This window comes from Mycobacterium sp. (genome assembly GCF_040398885.1).
Classification (GTDB): Bacteria; Actinomycetota; Actinomycetes; order Mycobacteriales; family Mycobacteriaceae; genus Mycobacterium.
This window is the reverse complement of record NZ_JBBATF010000014.1, coordinates 10629-31017: the sequence shown is the minus strand read 5'-3', so window position 1 is coordinate 31017 and position 20389 is coordinate 10629. Positions and strand designations below refer to the sequence as shown.

The window sequence follows — 20389 nt, the reverse complement described above, 5'->3', positions numbered from 1 at the left end:
CGGCCGTAGGCCTCGTCGGCGATCAGCGAGGCCCGCACCGACTGGCTGCCCTCGTCGTAGAAACCGCTCTGGGTCACATGCTTGCCCAGGCTCATGCCGAAGATGCCGCCGCCGATGCACAACGCGACCATGAGACCGATAACGATGTATCGATACCGGTATACGGTTCGACCCCACCAGGCGAACACTCGATCTCCTTATCTAGGAATTAACGCGACCGCGCGGCCGGCTACAGCCGCGAGGTCAACAGCGCGGACAGCGGCCGGAACGGCTGCAGCCATGCTCCCTGCTCTGGCAGCGAATCCAAGCCGATTCGTGGCAAGGGCTCGCGGAAAACTCCCGGGATATCCTCCAAGTCGATGAAATCCAAGGTATCCGACGCTAACGCCCAGCTGGCATGTTCGCGAAATCCCAGCACCGACGCCTTGATGCCGGAACGCGCGATGTCCTCCAGCGGCAGCCGGAAGGCCTGCCCGTCCGCCGAGGCCACCAGCACCCCCGCCAGGCCTTCGGCGTGTCGCCGGGCGATGTGGGCCAGCATGTCGCTGTCGACGTCGCTGTCTTCGCCGGTCTTGGGCTTGGCGAAGACGGCGAAGCCCACGTTGCGCAGCGCCTCCACCCAGGGGCGGACGACGTCCGCGCTGCCCGGAGCGATATTGGTGAAGACCGTCGCCTCCGGTTCGATCGGCACGGCCGGCGAGCCGGTGGACAGCTCGGCGGTCCTGGCCAGGAGCCATCGGCCGAGGGCGTCGAAACGGGGCCGGTGCGCAGCGGTCGGCCGGCCGCCGAGGATCGCGCCCAGTCCCATGTCGAGATTCGGCGCATCCCAGACCAGGAGCACCCGCTTCACCGCGGGGTGCCCGTCGGCCGCGCCGGCCTGCGGCGGCCCCTCGGTCGCGATCCCGATGGTCTGTCCGGCGGTCTCGTCGATCACGGTCATGGTCGCATCACCCGCTAGGCCTTCGTCCAGATAAGTTCGGTCACTGCGCGCCCCGCCTCGCCGGCCTTCGTCTCGTACTTGGTGATGGGCCTGTGCACCGAGATCGGCAGTGAGTCACCGGCACGTGCCCGGCGCAGCCGGGGTTCGGCGTCGCCCGCCTCGGCGATCTGATCGGCATACCCGGCGTGGTCGGTCGCGGCATGCAGCACCCCGCCCGGCCGCAACCGATCGGCGATCAGCGCGAGTGTCGCCGGCTGCAGCAGCCGACGTTTGTGATGCCGCGATTTCGGCCATGGGTCCGGGAAGAAGACCCTCACTCCGGTCAGCGTCCCCGGTTCGATGAGGTGCTCGAGCACGTCCACACCGTCACCGCGGATGAGCCGGATGTTCGACACCGCCGCGTCCTGCCGGCTGCGGTCGATGGCGTTGAGCAGTTGGGCCAGGCCGCGGCGGTAGACCTCCACGGCGATGACGTCGATCTCCGGCTCGGTGCGGGCCAAGCCGAGAGTGGAGGTGCCGGTGCCGCAACCGATCTCGACGACGAGCGGAGCTCTCCGTCCAAACCACGCCTCCAGGTCGAGAGGGTGAACGGGTTCCCGGCCGTCGGGTTCGGCCGCCTTCCGGCCCAGGACCGGCCACAGCCGGTCCCAGACCTCCTGCTGAGCCTCGGTCAGCGCGGACCGGCGGGAGCGGAAACTGGTGACCCGGCGGTGGTGCCGCGGGCCGTCGGTGTCGGTCATGCGCGGCGTGGCTGAGCCCTGGCGCTGCGCATGCATTGGACAATGGTGGCCCATCCGGCCCGCGATCCCCGCATCGCTGTTCATTTCGATACCCAACAGTGATACCCAACAGTGATACCCATCGCCGATGCCCCGGCGGTGACACCCAACAGCCGCCCCGCGGGTGACTCGCGCACACCGCGACGCGCTGCCACGATCACGGCGTGACGGAGGCGGACGGCACCGACGCGGCGGTGCTGGCCCGGATGCGGGCCGCGGCCGGCTTCCTGGCCGAGGCGGGTCTGGAAGTCGACACCGCCGACGACCGCGATTCCCACCTGCGTCGGGCGGTCCACTGGCAGCGTTACGGTCGCGGCCCGGTGCCGGCGCAGCACCGGGCGTGCGCCGGGGACGTCGTCCGGGGCTCCCTTCGGCTCTGGTCGATGGCGGGCGGGGTGCCGGTCCCGGCCGGTTCCGTCGGCCGCGCCCGGAGACCGCTGGCACGGGTGCGGCTGAGCGGTTTGGTCCGAACCAGGTGCGCGGCCCTGCGCACCGGCCTCGCGGCGGAGGCGGCCGGGCTGTCCCGCCGCGGGGTCGCCGACTTCGGGGACCGGGTCCGCACCGAAGTGCTGCGGGCCTGCCTGGACGTCGACGCCGCGGCGGCCGAATTCGGTCTGGCCGACGGGTCGGGTTCTGCCCTCCGGATCGAGGGTCTGCTCCCGCCCCGGCGCCGGCCTCGGTTGGAGAATCGGCTGACCACCCTGCTGGGAGCCGGTTTCGGCACCGGCATCTCGCTGAGCGTCGGCCGCCTCGCCGCCTGGCTGTGCCCGGGTTGGATGCCCGGTGCGGCCCTGGCCTGCGGGTTGCTCGGGGCGGCGCTCACGATTTGGACCGTCCTGGCCCGCCGTCTGCTGGCCGAGCGGAACGCGGCCGAACGGTGGATGATCGAGGTCGTCGCCAATGTGCGCCCGGCCCTGGAAGAGCGCGTGCTGACCCACCTGCTGATCTCCGAGTCGGGTCAACCAGCAATGTCACAGCCAATTAACCAGGAATGTCACAGTCGCGTTAATCTTCAGTCAGGGATGCCGAACTCTCCGCCGGGACGTGGAAAGGCCTGCTCCTGGCAATGAACCTAAGCGGGAGAAAACCGATGACTTCAGCGACCATCCCCGGTCTGGAGAACGCGCCCACCACGCACGCCGGGTTGTTGGCGTGGGTCCGGGAAGTCGCCGAACTCACCGAGCCCGACCGTGTGGTGTTCGCCGACGGCTCCGAGGAGGAGTACCAGCGGCTGTGCGCCCAACTGGTCGAGGCCGGCACCTTCATCCCGCTCAGCGCCACCGAGGAGCCGGCGTCCTACCTGGCGCGGTCGGAACCGTCGGACGTCGCGCGAGTCGAATCCCGGACCTTCATCTGCTCCGAGCGCGAGATCGACGCCGGGCCCACCAACAACTGGATGGCCCCCGACGAGATGCGCGCCACGATGACCGACCTGTACCGCGGATGCATGCGTGGCCGCACCATGTACGTGGTCCCGTTCTGTATGGGACCGCTTGGCGCCGCAGACCCCAAACTGGGCGTCGAGATCACCGACTCCGAGTACGTGGTGGTCTCGATGCGCACCATGACCCGGATGGGCGAGGCGGCCCTGGCCAAGATCGGCGCCGACCGCTTCTTCGTCAAGGCGCTGCACTCCCTCGGCGCTCCGCTGGAGAAGGGGCAGCAGGATGTCCCATGGCCGTGCAGCGACACCAAGTACATCAGCCACTTCCCGGAGACCCGCGAGATCTGGAGCTACGGGTCCGGGTACGGCGGCAACGCACTGCTGGGCAAGAAGTGCTACTCGTTGCGGATCGCCTCGGTGATGGCCCGGGACGAAGGCTGGCTCGCCGAGCACATGCTCATCGTCAAGCTCATCTCGCCGGAGAACAAGGCCTACTACCTGGCCGCGGCGTTCCCGTCGGCGTGCGGCAAGACCAACCTCGCCATGATCCAGCCCACCATCCCGGGGTGGCGGGCCGAGACCCTCGGCGACGACATCGCCTGGATGCGGTTCGGCGACGACGGCCGTCTGTACGCGGTCAACCCCGAATTCGGGTTCTTCGGGGTGGCGCCGGGCACCAACTGGAGCTCCAACCCCAATGCGATGAAGACCATCGCCGCCGGCAACACCGTCTTCACCAATGTCGCGCTGACCGGTGCGGGCGGCGTGTGGTGGGAAGGCTTGGAAGGCGACCCGCAGCATCTCGTTGACTGGAGAGGCAACGATTGGACGCCGGACGCGAAAGAGCCTGCCGCACATCCAAACTCACGCTATTGCACGCCGATGTCGCAGTGCCCGACCCTCGCCCCCGAGTGGGACGACCCCCAGGGGGTGCCGATCTCGGCGATCCTGTTCGGCGGCCGCCGCAAGACGACGGTGCCCCTGGTGACGCAGGCCCGTGACTGGCAGCACGGCGTTTTCATCGGGGCCACCCTGGGCAGCGAGAAGACCGCCGCCGCCGAGGGCCAGGTCGGGACCATCCGGCGCGACCCGATGGCGATGCTGCCGTTCCTCGGCTACAACGCCGGGGACTACTGCCAGCACTGGCTGGACCTGGGCAAGAACTCCGACGAGTCCAAGCTGCCGAAGATCTTCTTCGTAAACTGGTTCCGCCGCGGCGGTGACGGCCGCTTCCTGTGGCCCGGATTCGGTGAGAACAGCCGGGTGCTGAAGTGGATCGTCGAACGGGTCGAGGGCACCACCAGCGGCACGACCACTCCCATCGGCATCGTGCCCGGCGTCGAGGACATCGACCTGTCCGGCCTGGACGTCGAGCCGGCCGACATGGCCGCGGCGCTCGCGGTCCACCCGGAGGAATGGCGCGACGAACTCCCGCAGATCGAGGAGTGGTTCGCCTTCCTGGGCGAGAAACTGCCGACCGGCGTGCGCGACGAGTTCGAGGCGCTCAAGCAGCGTCTGGCCGACACGCGATAGTCCGGCGGACCCGCCGGCACCGCCCGCTGAGCCGTGGTGACACCTTTCTTCGACGACCTCGCGGTGGGTCAGGTTTTCGACCGGGCGCCGTCGATGACGTTGACGCCCGGTGTCGCGGCCGCCCATCAGGCGATCGTCGGCGACCGGCTGCGGCTGGCTCTGGACGCCGAACTGTCCCACGCGGTCACCGGTGTGCCGGGCGTGCTGGCGCACCCGGCCCTGGTGTGCGACGTGGCCATCGGACAGTCCACCGTGGTCACCCAGCGGGTGAAGGCCAACCTGTTCTACCGGGGCCTGACCTTCCACCGTTTTCCGCTGATCGGCGACACCCTGTTCACCCGCACCGAGGTGGTGGCTCTCAAGCAGAACAGCGCCCGACCGGGCCGTGCGCCGACGGGTCTGGCGGCGTTGCGGATGACCACGATCGACCAGGTCGGCCGACTGGTCCTGGATTTCCATCGGTGCGCGATGCTGCCCCTGAGCCCGGGGGCCGGCGAGACCGGGCACCGCGACGACCTGTCACGGATCGGTTCGGGGCCGCAACCGAACGTCGACCCGGTCGCGCAGTGGGATGCCGCCGCGTTCCGGGAGCGGGTGCCGGGGCCGTACTTCTCACCGGACCTGGCCGGGTCGGTCCATCGCAGTACCGCCGACGTCGTCACCTCCGGGCCCGAACTGGCCCGACTGACGCTGAACATCGCCGCACCGCACCATGATTTCCGGGACTCGGAGGACCGGACCCGGCTGGTCTACGGCGGCCACGCCATCGGCCTGGCGCTGGCCCAGGCCAGCAGGCTGTTGCCCAATCTGGTGACGGTTCTGGCCTGGCAGTCCTGCGACCACACCGGACCGGTCCGCGAGGGTGACACGCTGTTCAGCGAGGTGCACGTCGAACGGGCCGAGGCCCTGCCGCGGGATCGCGGTGGGTTGCTGGATCTGCGTTCGCTGGTCTACGCGGTCGGCGCACCCGACCGGCCGGTCCTGGACTGGCGGTACCGCGTGCTGCACTTCTGAGCGGGTTTGCCGCGGGTAACGTTGCAGTCATGCCCCGCCACCGCCCGGTCGTGGACACGGCTCACGGCCCGGTCCGCGGAATCGACGATGGCAGGGCGGTTTCCTGGAAGGGTGTGCGCTACGCGGCGCCGCCGGTCGGTGGCCTGAGGTTCCGAGCTCCCCAACCCCCCGAGCGCTGGACCGAGGTGGCCGACGCCGGCAGGTACGGCTTCGTCTGCCCGCAACCGCCGGTCCCGAACTTCCCACTGGAACTCGGCGCCCCGGAGAACGAGGACTGTCTCTTCCTGAACATCTGGGCGCCCGCCGGGACCGAGCCGGGCGATGACAAGCCGGTGATGGTGTGGGTGCACGGCGGCGCCTACGTGCTGGGTTCGTCGAGCCAGCCGCTCTACGACGGACGTCGGCTCGCGACCGGTGGTGACGTCGTCGTGGTCAGCCTCAACTACCGGATCGGGGTGTTCGGGTTCCTGGACCTCTCCGAAGTCAGCGACCGGTTCGATTCCAACATCGGCCTGCGTGACGTGATGGCCGGCCTGCGATGGGTTCGCGACAACATCGCCGCGTTCGGCGGCGACCCGTCCAGGGTGACGTTGTTCGGCGAATCGGCCGGCGCCGGGATCGTCACGACGCTGTTGGCCGTCCCGCAGGCGGACGGCCTGTTCGCCGGCGCGATCGCCCAGAGTTCCCCGGCCACGTCGGTGTACGACCGGAACCGCGCCCAACGGGTCACCCGTCAGGTCCTCGAACATCTCGGCATCACCGAATCCGACTCCCACCGCCTCACCGGCGTCGATGTGCCCGCGCTGATATCGGCCACCAGGAAGGTCTTCGACGAGGTGCCGGTGCGCAATCCCGGAATCCTGGCGTTCGTGCCGATCATCGACGGTGATCTGCTGCCGGACTATCCGGTGAAGACGGCCCGTCAGGGCGGGACCCATCCGGTGCCGCTGATCCTGGGGACCAACCGCAACGAGGCTGCGCTGTTCAGGCTCATGCGTTCACCGCTGATGCCGATCACCCCGCGGGCCATCACGTCGATGTTCAACGAGATCGCCGCCGAACAACCCGACCTGCAGTTGCCGACCGAGGCGCTACTGGGCTTGACCTACCGGGGCAAGCGCCGGGGTACGAGCATCGCCAGCGACGTGGGCTTCCGGATGCCGTCGGTGTGGTTCGCCGAGGGGCACTGCCGGGTGGCGCCGGTGTACCTCTACCGCTTCGACTACTCCACACCGATCATGAAACTGCTCCTGGTGGGCGCCGCCCACGCCACCGAATTGCCCTACGTGTGGGGAACTCTGGGCGCGCCCAAGGACGTCACCCTCAAACTGGGCGGGGCCAGACCCGCCAAGGCGCTGTCGAAACGGATCCGGACCAGATGGACGAATTTCGCCGCGACCGCGAAACCCGCCGGGCCGGCCGGCGAACCCGACTGGACGCCGTATCAGGAGGCCGACCGGGCCTGCCTGGTCATGGACCGCACCGACCGCCTGGTCTACGACGCCGACGCCCGTATCCGGGCGGCATGGGGCAGCGACGTCCTGCACTTCCGCTGAACTTCCATCACCCCGTCGTGACCCGGCGCAGACTCGCGCACTTGCTGTCGAAATAGGCCTGGGAGATCGAGGCCTTCGGTGCCAGTTTGTCGAATCCGTGGAATGCACCGGGGACCTCGTGCACCTCGCAGGCGACGCCCGCGGCCTCAAGCCGGCGGGCATAGAGCAGGTCTTCGGTGTGGAACAGGTCCAGAGTCCCCACGCCCAGCCATGCCGGGGCCAGCCCGGCCAGATCCTGGCGGCGGGCCGGTACCGCCACGGACCGGTCCGTGCCGCCGAGGTAGCAGTTCCAGCCCAGCCGGTTGCTAGCGGTGTCCCACAGCCGGAAACCCTTGTCGTCCAAAGCCGGATCTACGGTGCGGTCATCGAGCATCGGATAGGACAGCACCTGCAGGACCGGCCGGACCTCGCCGCGGTCCCGCGCGAGGAAGGCCAGCGCGGCAGCCAGGCCGCCCCCGGCGCTGGCGCCGCCTATCGCGATCCGGCCGGGGTCGATACCGGGAAGTCCGGCCAGCCAGGTCAACGCGCTGTAGCAGTCCTCCAACGGAACGGGGTAGGGGTGTTCCGGGGCCAGGCGGTAGTCCACCGCGGCCACCGCGATCCCCAGTTTGCGGGTGAAGGCCCGGCAGAAGTCGTCGTCCTGAGCGGCGGTGCCCACCACGTATCCGCCGCCGTGAATCCACAGCAACGCCGGGACGGCGTCGGCTGTCCGGGCCGGCCGGTACAGCCGGATGCCCGGGCCGGAGGGCAGTGTCAGAATCTCCACGCCGGAGTTCCCGACCTTCCTGGCGCGTTCGATTTTGCGCAACACCGGCACCGACCACCGGTAAACGGCACGCCTGGGCAGCAACCGCGCCACCCGGCGCAACTCGGGATGGATGTCCGCATTTGCCATGGCGGTCATTATGCCGCCCCGGCACCCGGCCCCCGGGCCGCTGGCTACGATCGGCGGATGAGCGATACGGAAGCGGTCCTGGTCGACCGCCGTGATCGGATCCTGGTCATCACCATCAACCGGCCGGAGGCCAGGAACGCGGTCAACGCCGAGGTGAGCCACGCCCTGGCGGCCGCGACGGACCGACTCGACGACGACCCCGGCCTGTCGGTGGGAATCGTCACCGGGGCGGGCGGATCGTTCTGTGCGGGAATGGATCTCAAGGCCTTCGCCCGCGGGGAGAACGTGGCGGTGAAGGGCCGGGGACTCGGGTTCACCGAACGCCCGCCGGTCAAGCCGATCATCGCCGCAGTCGAGGGCTATGCGCTGGCAGGCGGGACCGAACTTGCGCTCGCCACGGATCTCATTGTGGCGGCGACGAATTCGGCGTTCGGCATCCCGGAGGTCAAGCGCGGCCTGGTGGCCGCCGGCGGTGGCCTGCTCCGGCTGCCGCAGCGCATCCCCTATCAGATCGCGATGGAGTTGGCGCTCACCGGCGAGAGCCTGCCGGCGGCGCGGGCGCACGAACTCGGTCTGGTCAACGTGCTGGCCGAGCCCGGCCATGCCCTGGAGGCGGCGATCGAGTTGGCGTCGCGGATCACCGCGAACGGCCCACTGGCGGTGGCGGCCACCAAACGGGTGATCGTCGAGTCCCGCGGTTGGAGCCCGGCGGATCAGTGGCGCGAGCAGGCCAAGATCATCATGCCGGTGTTCGCGTCCTCCGACGCCAAGGAGGGCGCGGTGGCCTTCGCCGAGAAGCGCGAACCGAACTGGACCGGCACCTAAGGGCCAACCCGGGGGTGGTCAGGGCGCACTCTTGACGGCCGAAATCCGTCGGCGCCCGGGTTTACCCGGCCGAACCAACGACTACCACCACCCCGAACGGATGCTCAGGCGCGAAAATCCTTGACAGCGCCGATCATCGCATCCCAGGGATCGGCTGCCGAGAGGGCCAGCCGGCCCAGGCGCTGGGCGTGATGCGCGGTGTCGCCGAACTCCTCGACCCAACTACGCGCCCGCATGGTGGCCGGCCACAGCCGGTGCTCGATGGTCACCCCGATCGCACCGTGCAACTGATGGGCGGCGGCGACCACGGCAGGCACCACCTGCCCGAGAGTCACCTTGGCAACGGTGACCGCGTAGTCGGTCTGCGGGCAGTCGAAACCGAAGTCCGCCGCCGCGGCGACCGCGAGATCGGCTGCGGCGCGGGCACGTTCGACTTCACCGGCCATGCCGGCCAGGGTGTGCTGGACGGCCTGAAAGGCGCTGAGCGGCCGGCCGAACTGTTCACGCTCGCGGGTGTGGGCGACGGAGAACTCCACGGCGGCGTCCAGGGCGCCGATGATCTGGACGCACCGCGACCAGGCGCCCCGCCGCGTCAGTTCGGAACCGACGTCGGCGGGGGTGAACTCGTCGTAACCCACGTCGATGGAGACCGTGTCGCGCGGTTCCCCACCGGCGTTGTGGCCCCGCTCGATCGACAGCGTCGCCGGATTCCGGACCGCGACCATCAGCCGTTCGCCGGCACGCAGGGCCAGGACGACGGCGGCGGCGTCGGCGGCGTACGGCACGGCAGAAACCTCGGCGACGATCCGGCCCCCCGATCGCCTCGCTACGCCCGCCGCGACGGTCAACGGTCCTGTTGCCGGAACGTCGATTTCCGCGGCGGCGGCCAGCCAGGCCGCCAGCACGTCGGTCTCGGCCAGTGGCACCGTCACGGCATGCCGGGCCAGGGAGCGCAGCACCACGGCTGTCTCGCGGGGACCGCCGCCGGAGTCCTCAGTGCTCAGCAGGCGGGTCAGCCCGGCGCCTTCGAGGTGGCCCCAGGCGACTGTGTCCAGTGGGCACGTCGGTGTCCGTTGACTGATCCGCGCATCGGAGGACCGCTCACCGATGCCATCGGCGAGGCCGCGAAGATCGGCGAGATCGTCCGTGCCGCAGCCGAATACCCCGCCGCCCAGGACGCCCATCATCGCCACCGGGCGCTCATCATCGCCACCGGGCGCTCATCATCGCAACCCCATGCCCTTTGCCACCATGCCGCGCAGCACCTCGTTGGTTCCGCCGCGCAGGGTGAACAGCGGGGCGTGGACCCGGCCCATCTCGACCATCGCGGCCACCTGCGCCCGTCCCGGCGCATCGGCGGCGACGTAGGACAGCAGGTCGGCGGCAAGCTCCACCGACTCCTGCTCGAAACGGGTCCCGAGGTCCTTGACCAAGGCGGCCTGGTTGACCGGTGCCTGCCCGTCGGCCAACGCGCGGGCGACCGCGATGGACAGCTGCCGAAGCGAGATCAACCGCGCCGCGAGGCCTCCCACCGCGGCCGCGGCGTGATCGCCGAGTTCCTGTGCGGACAGCACCCGTAGCAGCGCCGTCAGCAGCGGGGCGGTGGTCAGGATGCGCTCGGGGCCGCTGCGTTCGAAGGACAACTCCGCGGTGACCTGCCGCCAGCCGTCGCCTTCCTCGCCGAGCAGGTTGGTGTCGTCGATGAACACCTCATCGAAGGTGACCTCGTTGAAGTGGTGCTCACCGGACATCAGCACGATCGGGCTGATGTCGACCCCGGCGGAGTCGGTCGGCACGATGAACTGGCTGAAACCGGCGTGCCGCCGTTGCGGATCCAGGGGGCTGGTGCGGGCCAGCACGACGATCTGGTGGGCGAGGTGCGCACCGCTGGTCCACACCTTGGTCCCGGACAGCACCCAGCCGCCGTCGGTTCGGGTGGCCCGGGCCGACGCGGCCGCCAGATCCGAACCGGCCTGCGGCTCGCTCATTCCGATTGCCGAAAAGTACCGGCCCGCAACGATTCTCGGCAGGATCCGCTCGCGTTGCTCCGCAGTTCCGTAGGACAGCAGTCCGGGACCGACCTGGCGGTCGGCGATCCAGTGCGCGGCCACCGGCGCACCGGACGCCAGCAGTTCCTCGGTCACCACGTAACGGTGCAGGTGCCCGAGACCCCGACCGCCGTACTGCGGGGGGATGGTCAGACCCTGGAAGCCGGCGTCACCGAGTCTCGCGCTGAACGCCTCGTCCCAACTGGACAGCCAGGCGTCGATGCGCGGTTCCCAGCCGAACTCGGCACGGTCGGCCACGAGGAACTCGCGCAGTGCACTCCGCAGTTCCGCCAACTCGGGTTCGTTGGCGCACATCGACTCGAAGCCGTCAGCCACTTCGCTCACCGAAGCGGCACCGCGCCCGGGCAACTCTTCGTGCCGAAGCCCGGGTCGTCATACCGCTCTGGTCGGCCGCATCCACAGTTCCAGCGGACTGGCGCCCGGCCGCAGCAGTTGCCGGCGCTTGCGGGTCCAGCGGCGGACCCGGAAACCGGCGACGTTCAATTCGACGATCCACATCGACTGCCTCCTCGGGCCCGCTTCGCGGGGACATAACCGTGCTTACGACCATAGTGGGCCCGGGTGTGCTCCGCACAGCCCGCGGGGTACGGCCCCCGACGGGCCGCTTGTAGGCTGAACGGCGTGGTTCGGACGGTGTCAATCGACCAGGGGCAGGGCTGAGGTATGCAGGTGATCGGTTCCATCGGGGAGGCCCAGGCGCTTGTCGGCCGGGAACTCGGGGTCAGTGACTGGATGACGATCGACCAGCAGCGGGTCAACGATTTCGCCGACGTCACCGGGGACCACCAGTGGATTCACGTCGACGTCGAGCGCGCGAGGAAAGAGAGCCCGTACCAGACGCCGATCGCCCACGGATTCCTGACCCTGTCGCTGATCCCCGCGCTGAGCAAGGACAACTTCCGGCTGGAGAACGCCAAACTTGCGATCAACTACGGTCTGAACAAAGTCCGGTTCCTCTCGGCGGTTCCGGTGGGCAGTCGGGTTCGGACGCGCTCTGAGCTCGTCGACGTCGCGGCCAAGCCCGACACCGGGTCGGCCGATCTGACCGTCAAACACACCATCGAGGTCGACGGCTCCGAGCGGCCGGCGGCGGTCGCGGAGATGATCGTCCGGGCCGTCTTCTAGTCCTTCGGGGTGTAGCCGAACGGCAGCAGCACGCTCTTGTGTTCGACGTACTCCTCGATGCCCTCGGGCCCGTTCTCCCGGCCGATCCCGGAGTTCTTGTACCCGCCGAACGGCGCTCCGGGGTCGAAGGCGTACATGTTCACCGCGTAGGTGCCGGTGCGGATCTTCGACGCGATCTCGATGGCTTTGTCGTAGTCGGTCGTCCAGACGCTGCCCGCCAGGCCGTACGGCGAGTCGTTGGCGATCCGGATCGCGTCCTGCTCGTCCTCGTAGCCGATGATCGACAGCACCGGCCCGAAGATCTCCTCCCGGGCGATGGTCATCGAGTTGTCGACGTCGGCGAAGACGGTCGGTTCGACGAACCATCCGCCGTCCAGTCCCTCCGGGCGCCCGCCGCCGGTCACCACGCGGCCGCCCTCCTCGCGGCCCTTGGCGATATAGCCCTCGACGCGTTCGCGCTGTCGGGCACTGATCAGCGGCCCGATCACGGCGCCCGGGCTGTCGGGCAGGCCGACCGGCATGGCCGCCACCGCGGCGCCGACCTTCGCCACGATCTCCTCGTAGCGCGACCGCGGAGCCAGGATGCGGGTCTGCGCGACGCAGGCCTGCCCGCTGTTCATCAGACCGGAGAAGACCAGCATCGGCAGGGTGGCGTCGAGGTCGGCGTCCTCGAGGACGATCGCCGCGGATTTGCCGCCCAATTCCAACGTGCACGGCTTGAGTCTCTCGGCGGCCCGCACGCCGACCTCGCGGCCCACCGATGAACTGCCGGTGAAGGTGAACTTGTCGACGTCGGGGTTGGCCGTGAGCGCCTGGCCGGTCTCCGGGCCGCCCGGCACCACCGAGAGCACGCCCTCGGGCAGGCCGGCCTCGGCGAACACCTCGGCGAGGGCGTTGATGGTCAGCGGCGTCTCGGCCGCGGGCTTGAGCACCATCGTGCAACCCGCGATCAGCGCCGGCCCGAGTTTGTTGCAGGCCAGGAACAGTGGGACGTTCCAGGCCACCACCGCGCCCACCACCCCGACCGCCTCGCGCAGCACCAGGGTCTGCCCGTAGATGCCGTCGCGGATGTCCCGCCAGGTGAACTTCTCTGCGGCCGCCGAGTAGTACTGCAGGCCCGACAACGCCGCCCCGTACTGCATCATGTCGACGATCATCTGCGGCTGGCCGGTCTCAGCCTTGAGCAGGAACTTGAACTCGTCGGCCCGGTCCTCGATGAGCTTCACGGCGTTGGCCAGCACCGCCTGTCGCTCCTGCGGCGTCATACTCGGCCAAGGCCCCTCGTCGAAGGCCCTGCGGGCGGCCGCGCAGGCGGCGTCGACGTCTGCCGGCGCGGCCCAGGGCACCTTGCCGACGTACTCGCCGGTCGCCGGTGAGTGCACCTCGATGACCCTGGAGGTCGACGGCGCGACCCACTTGCCGCCGATGAAGAGCTTGTCGAATTCGGTTCGGTAGGCCGTCTGTGTCATGTGGATCACAGTACCGACGATCGGGCCCGACGAGAACCTGTGTCAGTTTCCGTGCTCTGCTGCAACACCAGTACCAGATTGCTCAGCAGGAACTCCCGCACACCCGGAACCGAGGTCAGTCCCCACGCCCGTCTCGGGTGGTAGCGGGGGAATGCGGCCACCAGTGCCCCGGTGGATCGCGCCCAGCGCAGTCCGTCGGCCGCGGAGACCGCGAACAACGACGACCCGTAGTGATTCTTCGGCGGGTGACCGTGCCGGCGGGTGTATCGGGCGGCCGCGCGCGCACCGCCCAGGTAGTGCCACAGCCCGGTTTCGTGCCCCCCGAACGGACCCAGCCAAACGGTGTAGGACAGGATCGCCAGGCCGCCCGGACGGGTGACTCTGAGCATTTCCTCGCCCAGCCGCCAGGGTTGGGCGACATGCTCCGCCACGTTGGATGACAGGCACACGTCGACGGTGCCGTCGGCGAAGGGCAGCGCCAGCCCGGAGGCCCGGACGAAGTTTCCGGGTCCGCCGCGGGCGGGGTGGCCGGCGGCGTGCATCTCCCGGGGATCGGGTTCGACGCCGATGTAGCGCCAGCCCGCGTCGGTGAACGCCGTCGCGAAATAGCCGGGCCCGCCGCCCACGTCGAGGACGGTGCGCCCGCGGTGGTCCCCGTGCGCGGCGCGCCACAGGTCGGCGACCATGGCCTCGGTGTCCGCCGCGAGCGTGCCGTAGAAGCGCGCCGGGTCGCTCTGCTCGTACCGGAATTCGCTCAGCAGCCGAACCGAGCGGGCCAGCGTCGCGCGTCCGGCGAACTGGTCGGTGACCTGCATCAGCAACACCCTAGTGACGATGGCCGAATCGGCGCGGAACGCGGGCGATAGGCTGGTCGCGATGTCTGCTCCAGCTTTGCGGCCCATCCGATCCGTGCTGCTGCTGTGCTGGCGCGACACCGGCCACCCGCAGGGCGGCGGCAGCGAGACCTACCTGCAGCGCATCGGTGCGCTGCTGGCCGGCACGGGCGTCGACGTCACCCTGCGAACCGCCCGCTACCAGGGCGCCGCGAGGTCCGACGTGATCGACGGGGTGCGCGTCAGCCGCGCCGGCGGCCGCTACACCGTCTACATCCGCGCGGGCCTGGCCATGGTGGCGGCGCGTCTGGGGCTGGGCCCGCTGCGGCACGTCCGGCCCGACGTGGTGATCGACAGCCAGAACGGACTTCCGTTCCTGGCCCGGCTGGCGTTCGGCCGCCGGGTCGTCGTGCTGGTGCACCACTGCCACCGCGAGCAGTGGCCGGTCGCCGGGCGGGCGCTGGGCCGGATCGGCTGGTTCGTGGAATCCCGCCTCTCGCCGTGGCTGCATCGGCGTAACCAGTACGTCACGGTGTCGCTGCCGTCGATGCGTGATCTGGCCGACCTCGGAATCGACAACCGCCGGGTCGCCGTGGTTCGCAACGGACTCGACCAGGCCCCGCCGGAGACCCTGAGCAGGGCCCGTTCGGCGACCCCCCGCGCGGTGGTGCTGTCCCGGCTCGTCCCGCACAAGCAGATCGAGGACGCCCTCGACGCCGTCGCGGTGTTGCGGAGCAGGGTGCCCGGGCTGCACCTCGACGTCGTCGGCGGCGGCTGGTGGCAGGACCGGCTACTCGAGCATGCCCAGCGGCTCGGCATCACGGACTCGGTCACCTTCCACGGACATGTCGACGAAAGCACCAAACACGCTGTGGTGCAACGGTCCTGGGTCCATGTGCTGCCCTCCCGCAAAGAGGGCTGGGGCCTCGCTGTGGTGGAGGCGGCACAGCACGCGGTGCCCACCATCGGCTACCGGTCCTCCGGAGGTCTGACCGACTCGATCGTCGACGGCGTCACCGGACTGCTCGTCGACGACCACGGCGAACTGGTCCAGCGACTCGAGGAACTGCTGTGCGACCCGGTGCTGCGCCGGCAACTCGGCGCCAAGGCCGAGGCCCGCAGCCGGGAGTTCTCGTGGGACCAGAGCGCATCGGCGATGCGGACGGTGTTGGACTCGGTCCACGCCGGCGGCCGGCTCAGTGGAGTGATCCAGCCGTGAGCGAGCCCGTCCGTCCCGAGCCCGTCCGTCCGAACGCCCTGCAATACATCGCCTACTGCTACGGCAAGGTGCTGCCGCCGGAGATGGACGACTGGGTCCGCGAAGACCTCAGTGGCAAGGGGGCCCGGCTGCGAACCCTGGTTCGGGTCAGCATCCCGGCCGTTCTGGTCGTCGCGCCACTGTGGCTCATCCCGGCGGGAGTGGGCATGCATCTGGCCATGAGCACGCTGCTGCTGCTGCCCTTTGTCTACTTCGCCCACGCACTGGACAAGGTGTGGCGGGCCCACCGGCTGCGACAGCACGGCCTGGATCCGGATCTGGTAGACGAACTGGCCCGCCGCCGTGACGCGCACATCCGTGAGGACTACCAGCGGCGGCACCGTCAGGGCTGAATGCGCCGCCGTGTCCCGGCCACCGCCAATCCGGCGGCGCCCGCGAACAGCGTTACCGCCCAGAGCAGATGCGCGGCGAGCACCGCGCTCCGATGCCGCGCGGGCGGACTTGTGCCACCGATCCGGTACAGCGCGATGTCTTCGTCGGAGTAGGCCGACTTCAGTTGCTCCAGCGTCGCCTCGGCGGAGCCCGTCGTTCCCGGTGTTCCCCGTTCCACCAGCAACCAGCCGACGCCGGCCCGGGCCAGCGCATCGGGTGCGGCCCCGGACTCCAGCAACCGCTGTACCGAACGGGCGCGGTCACCTTCACCCGGCACCGTTCGGCCGGCAACCAGCAGATCGCCGGTGGTCAGCACGTCCGCCCGCACCCACCGGGGCGCCGGGTCGAGCACCGGCGCGGTTCCGGCCCAGCCGAAGCGGCGCATGGTGTCGGCCGGGAGCACCGCAACGGTGTCCGGATCGGCGTTGATCCGGTCCGCCGCCGCCTGCCACCCCGGCGGATAGTGCACCGGGCGCACCTGTCCGCCGACTCCCCACGCCAGATCGGGAAGCGCCGCGACCACCGCCGCGCAACACAGCAGCGCCGCCGGGCCCGGGCGAAGCCGGCGCCGCAGCAACAGCACCGCCCCGGCCCCTGCGACCGCATATCCCGGCATGGCCAGCGCCACCCATTTCTGCCCGTCGCGCAACACCGCCAGTCCGGGGGCGGCATCGACAGCGGCCCGCAGCACATCCAGGCCCGGTCCGGTGGCCATCGCCGCGGGCAGCAGGATGCTGAAGACGGCCAGCGCCAGCAACGGCTCGCCCGTCGGTCGCCGCAGCACCGCCGGCACCCCGCAGGCCACCACCGCCAGTAGCACAAGGGTGCCGACGAGCGCCAAACCCGTTGTGCGGCTGTGTGGTACGGCCTCGGCGTTCCAGATGCCGCCGAGACCGGCCAGGCTGCCCAACGTCCCTAGCAACGGCTCGGCACGCGGAGCGAACGCCGCCAGGCCGCCGGACTCGACGCGGGCCAGGCCGCCGCCGAGCGACGACGCGGTCAGCCACGGTGCGGCGGAGAACGCGGCGCTCAGGGCAATCCACATCGCGCACCGCCACCGGGGCGGGCCGTCACCGGGGGTGGCCAGGCACACCGTCGCCACGACGGCGGCGAGCATGACCCCGGTCGGCGTCAGGCCCGCCAGAGCGATCCAGAACACCACCCCGGCCCACGCCGGTCTCCGGCCCCGGGTGCGCAACTCGATCACCGCCGCGGCCACCCAGGGCAGGCAACCGTAGGCCAGCAGCAGGCTCCAGTGGCCCTGCAGAAGTCGTTCGGCGACGAACGGATTCCACACCGCAACCGTGGCGGCAACCAGTCGTCCGGGGTTACCGGCCTCGGGCAGCACCGCCCCGGCCAACCGGCCGGCGCCCCAACCGGCCAGCACCAGCGCGGCGATCAGCAGAGCCTTGACCACGATCCCGCCGTCGAGCACGGCGGAGAGCGCCGCGACGGCGAAGTCCTGGGGAACCGCCCGCGGCGCGGACTCGCCGAGTCCGATCGCCCCGTCGGACAGGTAGGACCGCGGCGTCGAAACCGCATCGCGGATCAGCAGATAGCCGGGTCCCAGCAGGGGAGCCGTCACCGCGAGGGCCAGGGCTGCGGAAGCCCAACGGGTCGGCGCGGTCACCGTTGCGGAGGTGGGGGCTCCGATGAGGGGGCTCGGCGGGTGGGAATCTTCTCGGTGGGGGCCTGCGCCGCGGGCATCGGGCCGGTCTCGTCCTTGCCGAACAGTCCAACCTCGATGTCGTCCTCGCTCGCTTCCGGGAGCGCCGCCTGGACCCGGGTGCTGAACAGGCCGAGCAGCGCGCCGCCGATCAAGCTGACCGCACCGGTCGCGCCGAGGCTGATCGGCAGGATCCGCGACCACAGCGCCACCCGGTCGCGCTCGGCCCGGGCGGCCGCCACCTGAGACTCCACGGTCTGCTCGGTGGAGGTCACCTTGTAGTCGGCGAACACCGCCTCCGGCTCGAGGGCGTCACGCGCGTAGTAGTGGTTGGCGTGTTCCTCGGCCTTGACGACGGTGCCGGTCACCGGGTCCACCCAGAACGTGCGCTGGGCGGCGTAGTAGCGGGTCATCTTGATCGGCTCGTAGGGGTCTTCGCTCTCGATACCCCAGAGTTCGGCCCGCGCCGTCACCTCGCCGTCCTCGTTGCGGTCGTACAGCGAGGCGTACTTGATCGGCGCGACCAGTTTGCCGTCCGCGTCGTAGCCGACGTTCTGGGTGAACCGGTAGGTGGTCAGCCCGTTGACGTCTTCCTCACCGTCGTAGTTGGCGTCGTAGGCCTTCTGCGCTATCGGATCGAAGTACGGGTAGGACTTCTTCTCGGTGCTGAACGGGAACCGGTAGGACAACCCGTCGTGCGGCAGGGCGATATTGGTCGGCGGCTTGTCGTCCTCGATGGTCCGCGGCTTCTGCACCGAGCCGCCGGGGCGATCCTCGTCGGAAACCGCCTCGGCGGTGCTGCGGTTCAGCGTCACGGTGTCGACCATGGCCAGCAGCAGGCCGTTGTCCTTCTGCTTGTCGCTGCGGCGCAACGTCGTGCCGACCTGGAACGTCACCACTTGCGCGTTGGCCGGGGTCTCCACCGTCATGGCCTGCTGAGACACCAGGGGGACGTTCTTGTCGACGACGAATTTCCCTCCGGCGCCCGCCGACAGCGAACCCGGGTCCAGGGCGGTCCCGGTGCCGGTCGAAACCAGGGTCTGGTCGATGTCCAGGGGGACCTTGCGGATCTTGCCCGAGGTGTAGGTGGACAGCAGCAGGGCGGCGATCAGGAGCGCCGACCCGAGACCGATGATGCCCAACGCCGCGAGACGCAACATACTTGCGCGGTTCACGCTGTCAGGCCTCCACTGTGCTGTCGGTAACCAATGCCGTCCATACCTGTGCCGTCCGGGACGGGTCTGACCCTAACAGCCGAATCCGGGCCGGACCGCCCACGGCGTGGGATTGGGCGCACCCGCTACCGCCGGGCCCGCCCGGAACGGCACACTTGCAGGATGACACCGCAACCGGAGCAGGTGGGCGGGACCCGCGCTTTCCTGCCGGCGGTCGAGGGCATGCGCGCCTGCGCCGCGATAGGGGTGGTGCTCACCCACGTCGCGTTCCAGACGGCCACCTCGGGCGGGGTGATCGGCCGGTTGCTGCATCGGTTCGACCTCGCCGTGGCGGTGTTCTTCGCACTCTCGGGCTTTCTGCTCTGGCGGGGCCACGCCGCCGCCGCCCGCGGACTGCGGCACCGCCCGGCCACCGGCCGCTATCTTCGATCCCGACTGGTCCGCATCATGCCGGGCTACCTGGTGGCCGTGGTGGTGATCCTGACGCTGCTGCCCGAGGCCAACCACGCCAGTCCGACCGTGTGGCTGGCCAACCTTACGCTGACGCAGGTCTATGTGCCGCTGACGCTGACCGCCGGGTTGACCCAGATGTGGAGTCTCTCGGTGGAGGTCACCTTCTACCTCGCCCTCCCGTTCCTGGCGTTCCTGGCGTACCGGTTGCCGGTGCGGTGGCGGGTTCCGGCGATCGCGGGGGTAGCCCTCGCCAGCCTGGGCTGGGGCCTGCTGCCGATCCACACCGCCGAGGGGGTGAATTTCCTGAACTGGCCGCCGGCATACGCGTCCTGGTTCGCCGCCGGCATGCTGCTGGCGGAATGGACGGTGAGCCCGGCCGAGAAAGGACGATTGGGCTGGCCGCACCGACTGGCCCGCAACCGGCCGGCCGCCGCCGCCGTGGCGCTGGTGGCCTACCTGGTCTCCGCCTCGCCGTTGGCCGGCCCGAAGGACCTGGTGCCCGCCACGCTGGCGCAGTTCGTGGTCCGCACCTCGATGGGCGCGGTGGTCGCCTGGGCGCTGCTCGCGCCGCTGGTGCTGGACCGGCCCGAGACCGAGCACCGGATCCTGGGCAGCCGCGCGATGGTGACGCTGGGACGGTGGTCCTACGGCCTGTTCATCTGGCACCTGGCCGCCCTGGTGATGGTCTTCCCGATGGTGGGCACCTTCATGTTCAACGGCGACCTGGTCATCGTGTTCGTCCTGACCACCGTCCTCGGATTCGCGATGGCCGCGGTCAGCTATGCGCTGATCGAGTCGCCCTGCCGGAATGCGTTGCGGCGCTGGGAGTACCGGCGCAGTCGCCGGGAGCGGACGGCACCGCCGCCGCTGGACAGTTCGGTCACCGACGCTCCGGAGCCGGTGGTCGCGCACTGAGGCCCTGGGCCGGCGATCCGGCACTGAGGCCCTGGGCCGGCGATCCGGCACTGAGGCCCTGGGCCGGCGATCCGGCACTGAGGCCCTGGGCCGGCGATCCGGCACTG

20 protein-coding genes are annotated in these 20389 nt (G+C 70.0%); 9 read left to right on the top strand and 11 right to left on the bottom strand.

Features of this window, described 5'->3' with window-relative positions:
- From ADBZ5U_RS02775 to trmB, 3 genes are all read right to left on the bottom strand, one after another.
- Positions 1–188 (bottom strand): hypothetical protein (locus tag ADBZ5U_RS02775; protein ID WP_526262116.1); only part of this gene is annotated, 188 nt, incomplete at its 3' end.
- Positions 189–229: 41 nt separating this feature from the next.
- On the bottom strand, positions 230–940 hold the full coding sequence (locus ADBZ5U_RS02770; protein WP_526262114.1) for an NYN domain-containing protein: 711 nt from the start codon (positions 938–940) through the stop codon (positions 230–232).
- A 14-nt stretch (positions 941–954) separates the two neighbouring features.
- On the bottom strand, positions 955–1734 hold the full coding sequence (gene trmB, locus ADBZ5U_RS02765) for a tRNA (guanosine(46)-N7)-methyltransferase TrmB (protein ID WP_526262126.1): 780 nt from the start codon (positions 1732–1734) through the stop codon (positions 955–957).
- A gap of 149 nt (positions 1735–1883) precedes the next feature.
- On the opposite strand from trmB, the gene ADBZ5U_RS02760 reads away from it, so the two are divergent.
- Genes ADBZ5U_RS02760 through ADBZ5U_RS02745 form a run of 4 tightly spaced genes read left to right on the top strand, consistent with a single transcriptional unit; the run spans position 1884 to position 7206 of the window.
- Positions 1884–2789 carry a hypothetical protein gene (locus ADBZ5U_RS02760; protein WP_526262112.1) on the top strand — a complete coding sequence of 302 codons (906 nt, stop codon included), beginning with the start codon at positions 1884–1886 and terminating at the stop codon, positions 2787–2789.
- A gap of 20 nt (positions 2790–2809) precedes the next feature.
- Positions 2810–4636, top strand: coding sequence for a phosphoenolpyruvate carboxykinase (GTP) (locus ADBZ5U_RS02755; RefSeq protein WP_526262110.1), 1827 nt, complete (start codon positions 2810–2812; stop codon positions 4634–4636).
- Between the two features lie 33 nt (positions 4637–4669).
- The gene (locus ADBZ5U_RS02750) at positions 4670–5650 is read left to right on the top strand and encodes a MaoC family dehydratase (RefSeq protein WP_526262108.1); all 981 of its coding nucleotides are present in this window, start codon (positions 4670–4672) and stop codon (positions 5648–5650) included.
- A gap of 29 nt (positions 5651–5679) precedes the next feature.
- Positions 5680–7206, top strand: coding sequence for a carboxylesterase/lipase family protein (locus ADBZ5U_RS02745; protein ID WP_526262105.1), 1527 nt, complete (start codon positions 5680–5682; stop codon positions 7204–7206).
- 7 nt (positions 7207–7213) lie between these two features.
- Here ADBZ5U_RS02745 and ADBZ5U_RS02740 read toward each other — a convergent pair whose 3' ends face one another.
- Positions 7214–8101 carry an alpha/beta hydrolase gene (locus ADBZ5U_RS02740; RefSeq protein WP_526262103.1) on the bottom strand — a complete coding sequence of 296 codons (888 nt, stop codon included), beginning with the start codon at positions 8099–8101 and terminating at the stop codon, positions 7214–7216.
- 57 nt (positions 8102–8158) lie between these two features.
- On the opposite strand from ADBZ5U_RS02740, the gene ADBZ5U_RS02735 reads away from it, so the two are divergent.
- Positions 8159–8926: an enoyl-CoA hydratase/isomerase family protein gene (locus tag ADBZ5U_RS02735; RefSeq protein ID WP_526262101.1), complete on the top strand. Its 768-nt coding sequence runs from the start codon at positions 8159–8161 to the stop codon at positions 8924–8926.
- 104 nt (positions 8927–9030) lie between these two features.
- Here the strand turns inward: ADBZ5U_RS02735 and ADBZ5U_RS02730 are convergent, their stop codons facing one another.
- From ADBZ5U_RS02730 to ADBZ5U_RS02720, 3 genes are all read right to left on the bottom strand, one after another.
- On the bottom strand, positions 9031–10110 hold the full coding sequence (locus tag ADBZ5U_RS02730; protein ID WP_526262124.1) for an acyl-CoA dehydrogenase family protein: 1080 nt from the start codon (positions 10108–10110) through the stop codon (positions 9031–9033).
- A gap of 39 nt (positions 10111–10149) precedes the next feature.
- Positions 10150–11289, bottom strand: coding sequence for an acyl-CoA dehydrogenase family protein (locus ADBZ5U_RS02725; protein WP_526262122.1), 1140 nt, complete (start codon positions 11287–11289; stop codon positions 10150–10152).
- A 78-nt stretch (positions 11290–11367) separates the two neighbouring features.
- Entirely contained in the window at positions 11368–11493 is a 126-nt protein-coding gene (locus tag ADBZ5U_RS02720) for a hypothetical protein (protein ID WP_526262099.1), read from the bottom strand.
- 165 nt (positions 11494–11658) lie between these two features.
- Here ADBZ5U_RS02720 and ADBZ5U_RS02715 point away from each other — a divergent pair, with 165 nt between their 5' ends.
- The gene (locus ADBZ5U_RS02715) at positions 11659–12120 is read left to right on the top strand and encodes a MaoC family dehydratase (RefSeq protein ID WP_526262097.1); all 462 of its coding nucleotides are present in this window, start codon (positions 11659–11661) and stop codon (positions 12118–12120) included.
- Here ADBZ5U_RS02715 and ADBZ5U_RS02710 read toward each other — a convergent pair.
- Positions 12117–13589, bottom strand: a complete 1473-nt coding sequence (locus tag ADBZ5U_RS02710; RefSeq protein ID WP_526262095.1) for an aldehyde dehydrogenase — start codon at positions 13587–13589, stop codon at positions 12117–12119. The two genes, ADBZ5U_RS02715 and ADBZ5U_RS02710, sit on opposite strands and share 4 nt — an antisense overlap.
- Before the next feature lie 5 nt (positions 13590–13594).
- Positions 13595–14404 (bottom strand): class I SAM-dependent methyltransferase, encoded by an 810-nt coding sequence (locus tag ADBZ5U_RS02705; RefSeq protein WP_526262093.1) that lies wholly within the window; start codon positions 14402–14404, stop codon positions 13595–13597.
- A gap of 76 nt (positions 14405–14480) precedes the next feature.
- Between ADBZ5U_RS02705 and ADBZ5U_RS02700 the strand changes: the two genes are divergently transcribed.
- A complete protein-coding gene (locus ADBZ5U_RS02700; RefSeq protein WP_526262120.1) occupies positions 14481–15641 on the top strand; it encodes a glycosyltransferase family 4 protein in 1161 nt (386 codons plus the stop codon).
- The gene (locus ADBZ5U_RS02695; RefSeq protein ID WP_526262091.1) at positions 15638–16033 is read left to right on the top strand and encodes a DUF5313 family protein; all 396 of its coding nucleotides are present in this window, start codon (positions 15638–15640) and stop codon (positions 16031–16033) included. Before ADBZ5U_RS02700 ends, ADBZ5U_RS02695 begins: the two co-directional genes overlap by 4 nt.
- Here ADBZ5U_RS02695 and ADBZ5U_RS02690 read toward each other — a convergent pair.
- A complete protein-coding gene (locus tag ADBZ5U_RS02690) occupies positions 16024–17703 on the bottom strand; it encodes an MmpA family trehalose lipid delivery protein (protein WP_526262089.1) in 1680 nt (559 codons plus the stop codon). The two genes, ADBZ5U_RS02695 and ADBZ5U_RS02690, sit on opposite strands and share 10 nt — an antisense overlap.
- The gene (gene pgfA / locus ADBZ5U_RS02685; protein WP_526262087.1) at positions 17700–18914 is read right to left on the bottom strand and encodes a cell envelope lipid trafficking protein PgfA; all 1215 of its coding nucleotides are present in this window, start codon (positions 18912–18914) and stop codon (positions 17700–17702) included. Before pgfA ends, ADBZ5U_RS02690 begins: the two co-directional genes overlap by 4 nt.
- A 162-nt stretch (positions 18915–19076) precedes the next feature.
- Here pgfA and ADBZ5U_RS02680 point away from each other — a divergent pair, with 162 nt between their 5' ends.
- Positions 19077–20282 carry an acyltransferase family protein gene (locus ADBZ5U_RS02680; RefSeq protein ID WP_526262085.1) on the top strand — a complete coding sequence of 402 codons (1206 nt, stop codon included), beginning with the start codon at positions 19077–19079 and terminating at the stop codon, positions 20280–20282.
- Positions 20283–20389: the final 107 nt, after the last annotated feature.

What these genes read in the sequence shown, in the direction of transcription:
- ADBZ5U_RS02770 (WP_526262114.1), bottom strand. Translation starts at nt 940, where the DNA reads ATGACCGTGATCGACGAGACCGCCGGACAGACCATCGGGATCGCGACC.
- trmB (WP_526262126.1), bottom strand. Translation starts at nt 1,734, where the DNA reads ATGGGCCACCATTGTCCAATGCATGCGCAGCGCCAGGGCTCAGCCACG.
- ADBZ5U_RS02755 (WP_526262110.1), top strand. Translation starts at nt 2,810, where the DNA reads ATGACTTCAGCGACCATCCCCGGTCTGGAGAACGCGCCCACCACGCAC.
- ADBZ5U_RS02745 (WP_526262105.1), top strand. Translation starts at nt 5,680, where the DNA reads ATGCCCCGCCACCGCCCGGTCGTGGACACGGCTCACGGCCCGGTCCGC.
- ADBZ5U_RS02740 (WP_526262103.1), bottom strand. Translation starts at nt 8,101, where the DNA reads ATGGCAAATGCGGACATCCATCCCGAGTTGCGCCGGGTGGCGCGGTTG.
- ADBZ5U_RS02735 (WP_526262101.1), top strand. Translation starts at nt 8,159, where the DNA reads ATGAGCGATACGGAAGCGGTCCTGGTCGACCGCCGTGATCGGATCCTG.
- ADBZ5U_RS02730 (WP_526262124.1), bottom strand. Translation starts at nt 10,110, where the DNA reads ATGGGCGTCCTGGGCGGCGGGGTATTCGGCTGCGGCACGGACGATCTC.
- ADBZ5U_RS02725 (WP_526262122.1), bottom strand. Translation starts at nt 11,289, where the DNA reads ATGTGCGCCAACGAACCCGAGTTGGCGGAACTGCGGAGTGCACTGCGC.
- ADBZ5U_RS02720 (WP_526262099.1), bottom strand. Translation starts at nt 11,493, where the DNA reads ATGTGGATCGTCGAATTGAACGTCGCCGGTTTCCGGGTCCGCCGCTGG.
- ADBZ5U_RS02715 (WP_526262097.1), top strand. Translation starts at nt 11,659, where the DNA reads ATGCAGGTGATCGGTTCCATCGGGGAGGCCCAGGCGCTTGTCGGCCGG.
- ADBZ5U_RS02710 (WP_526262095.1), bottom strand. Translation starts at nt 13,589, where the DNA reads ATGACACAGACGGCCTACCGAACCGAATTCGACAAGCTCTTCATCGGC.
- ADBZ5U_RS02705 (WP_526262093.1), bottom strand. Translation starts at nt 14,404, where the DNA reads ATGCAGGTCACCGACCAGTTCGCCGGACGCGCGACGCTGGCCCGCTCG.
- ADBZ5U_RS02680 (WP_526262085.1), top strand. Translation starts at nt 19,077, where the DNA reads ATGACACCGCAACCGGAGCAGGTGGGCGGGACCCGCGCTTTCCTGCCG.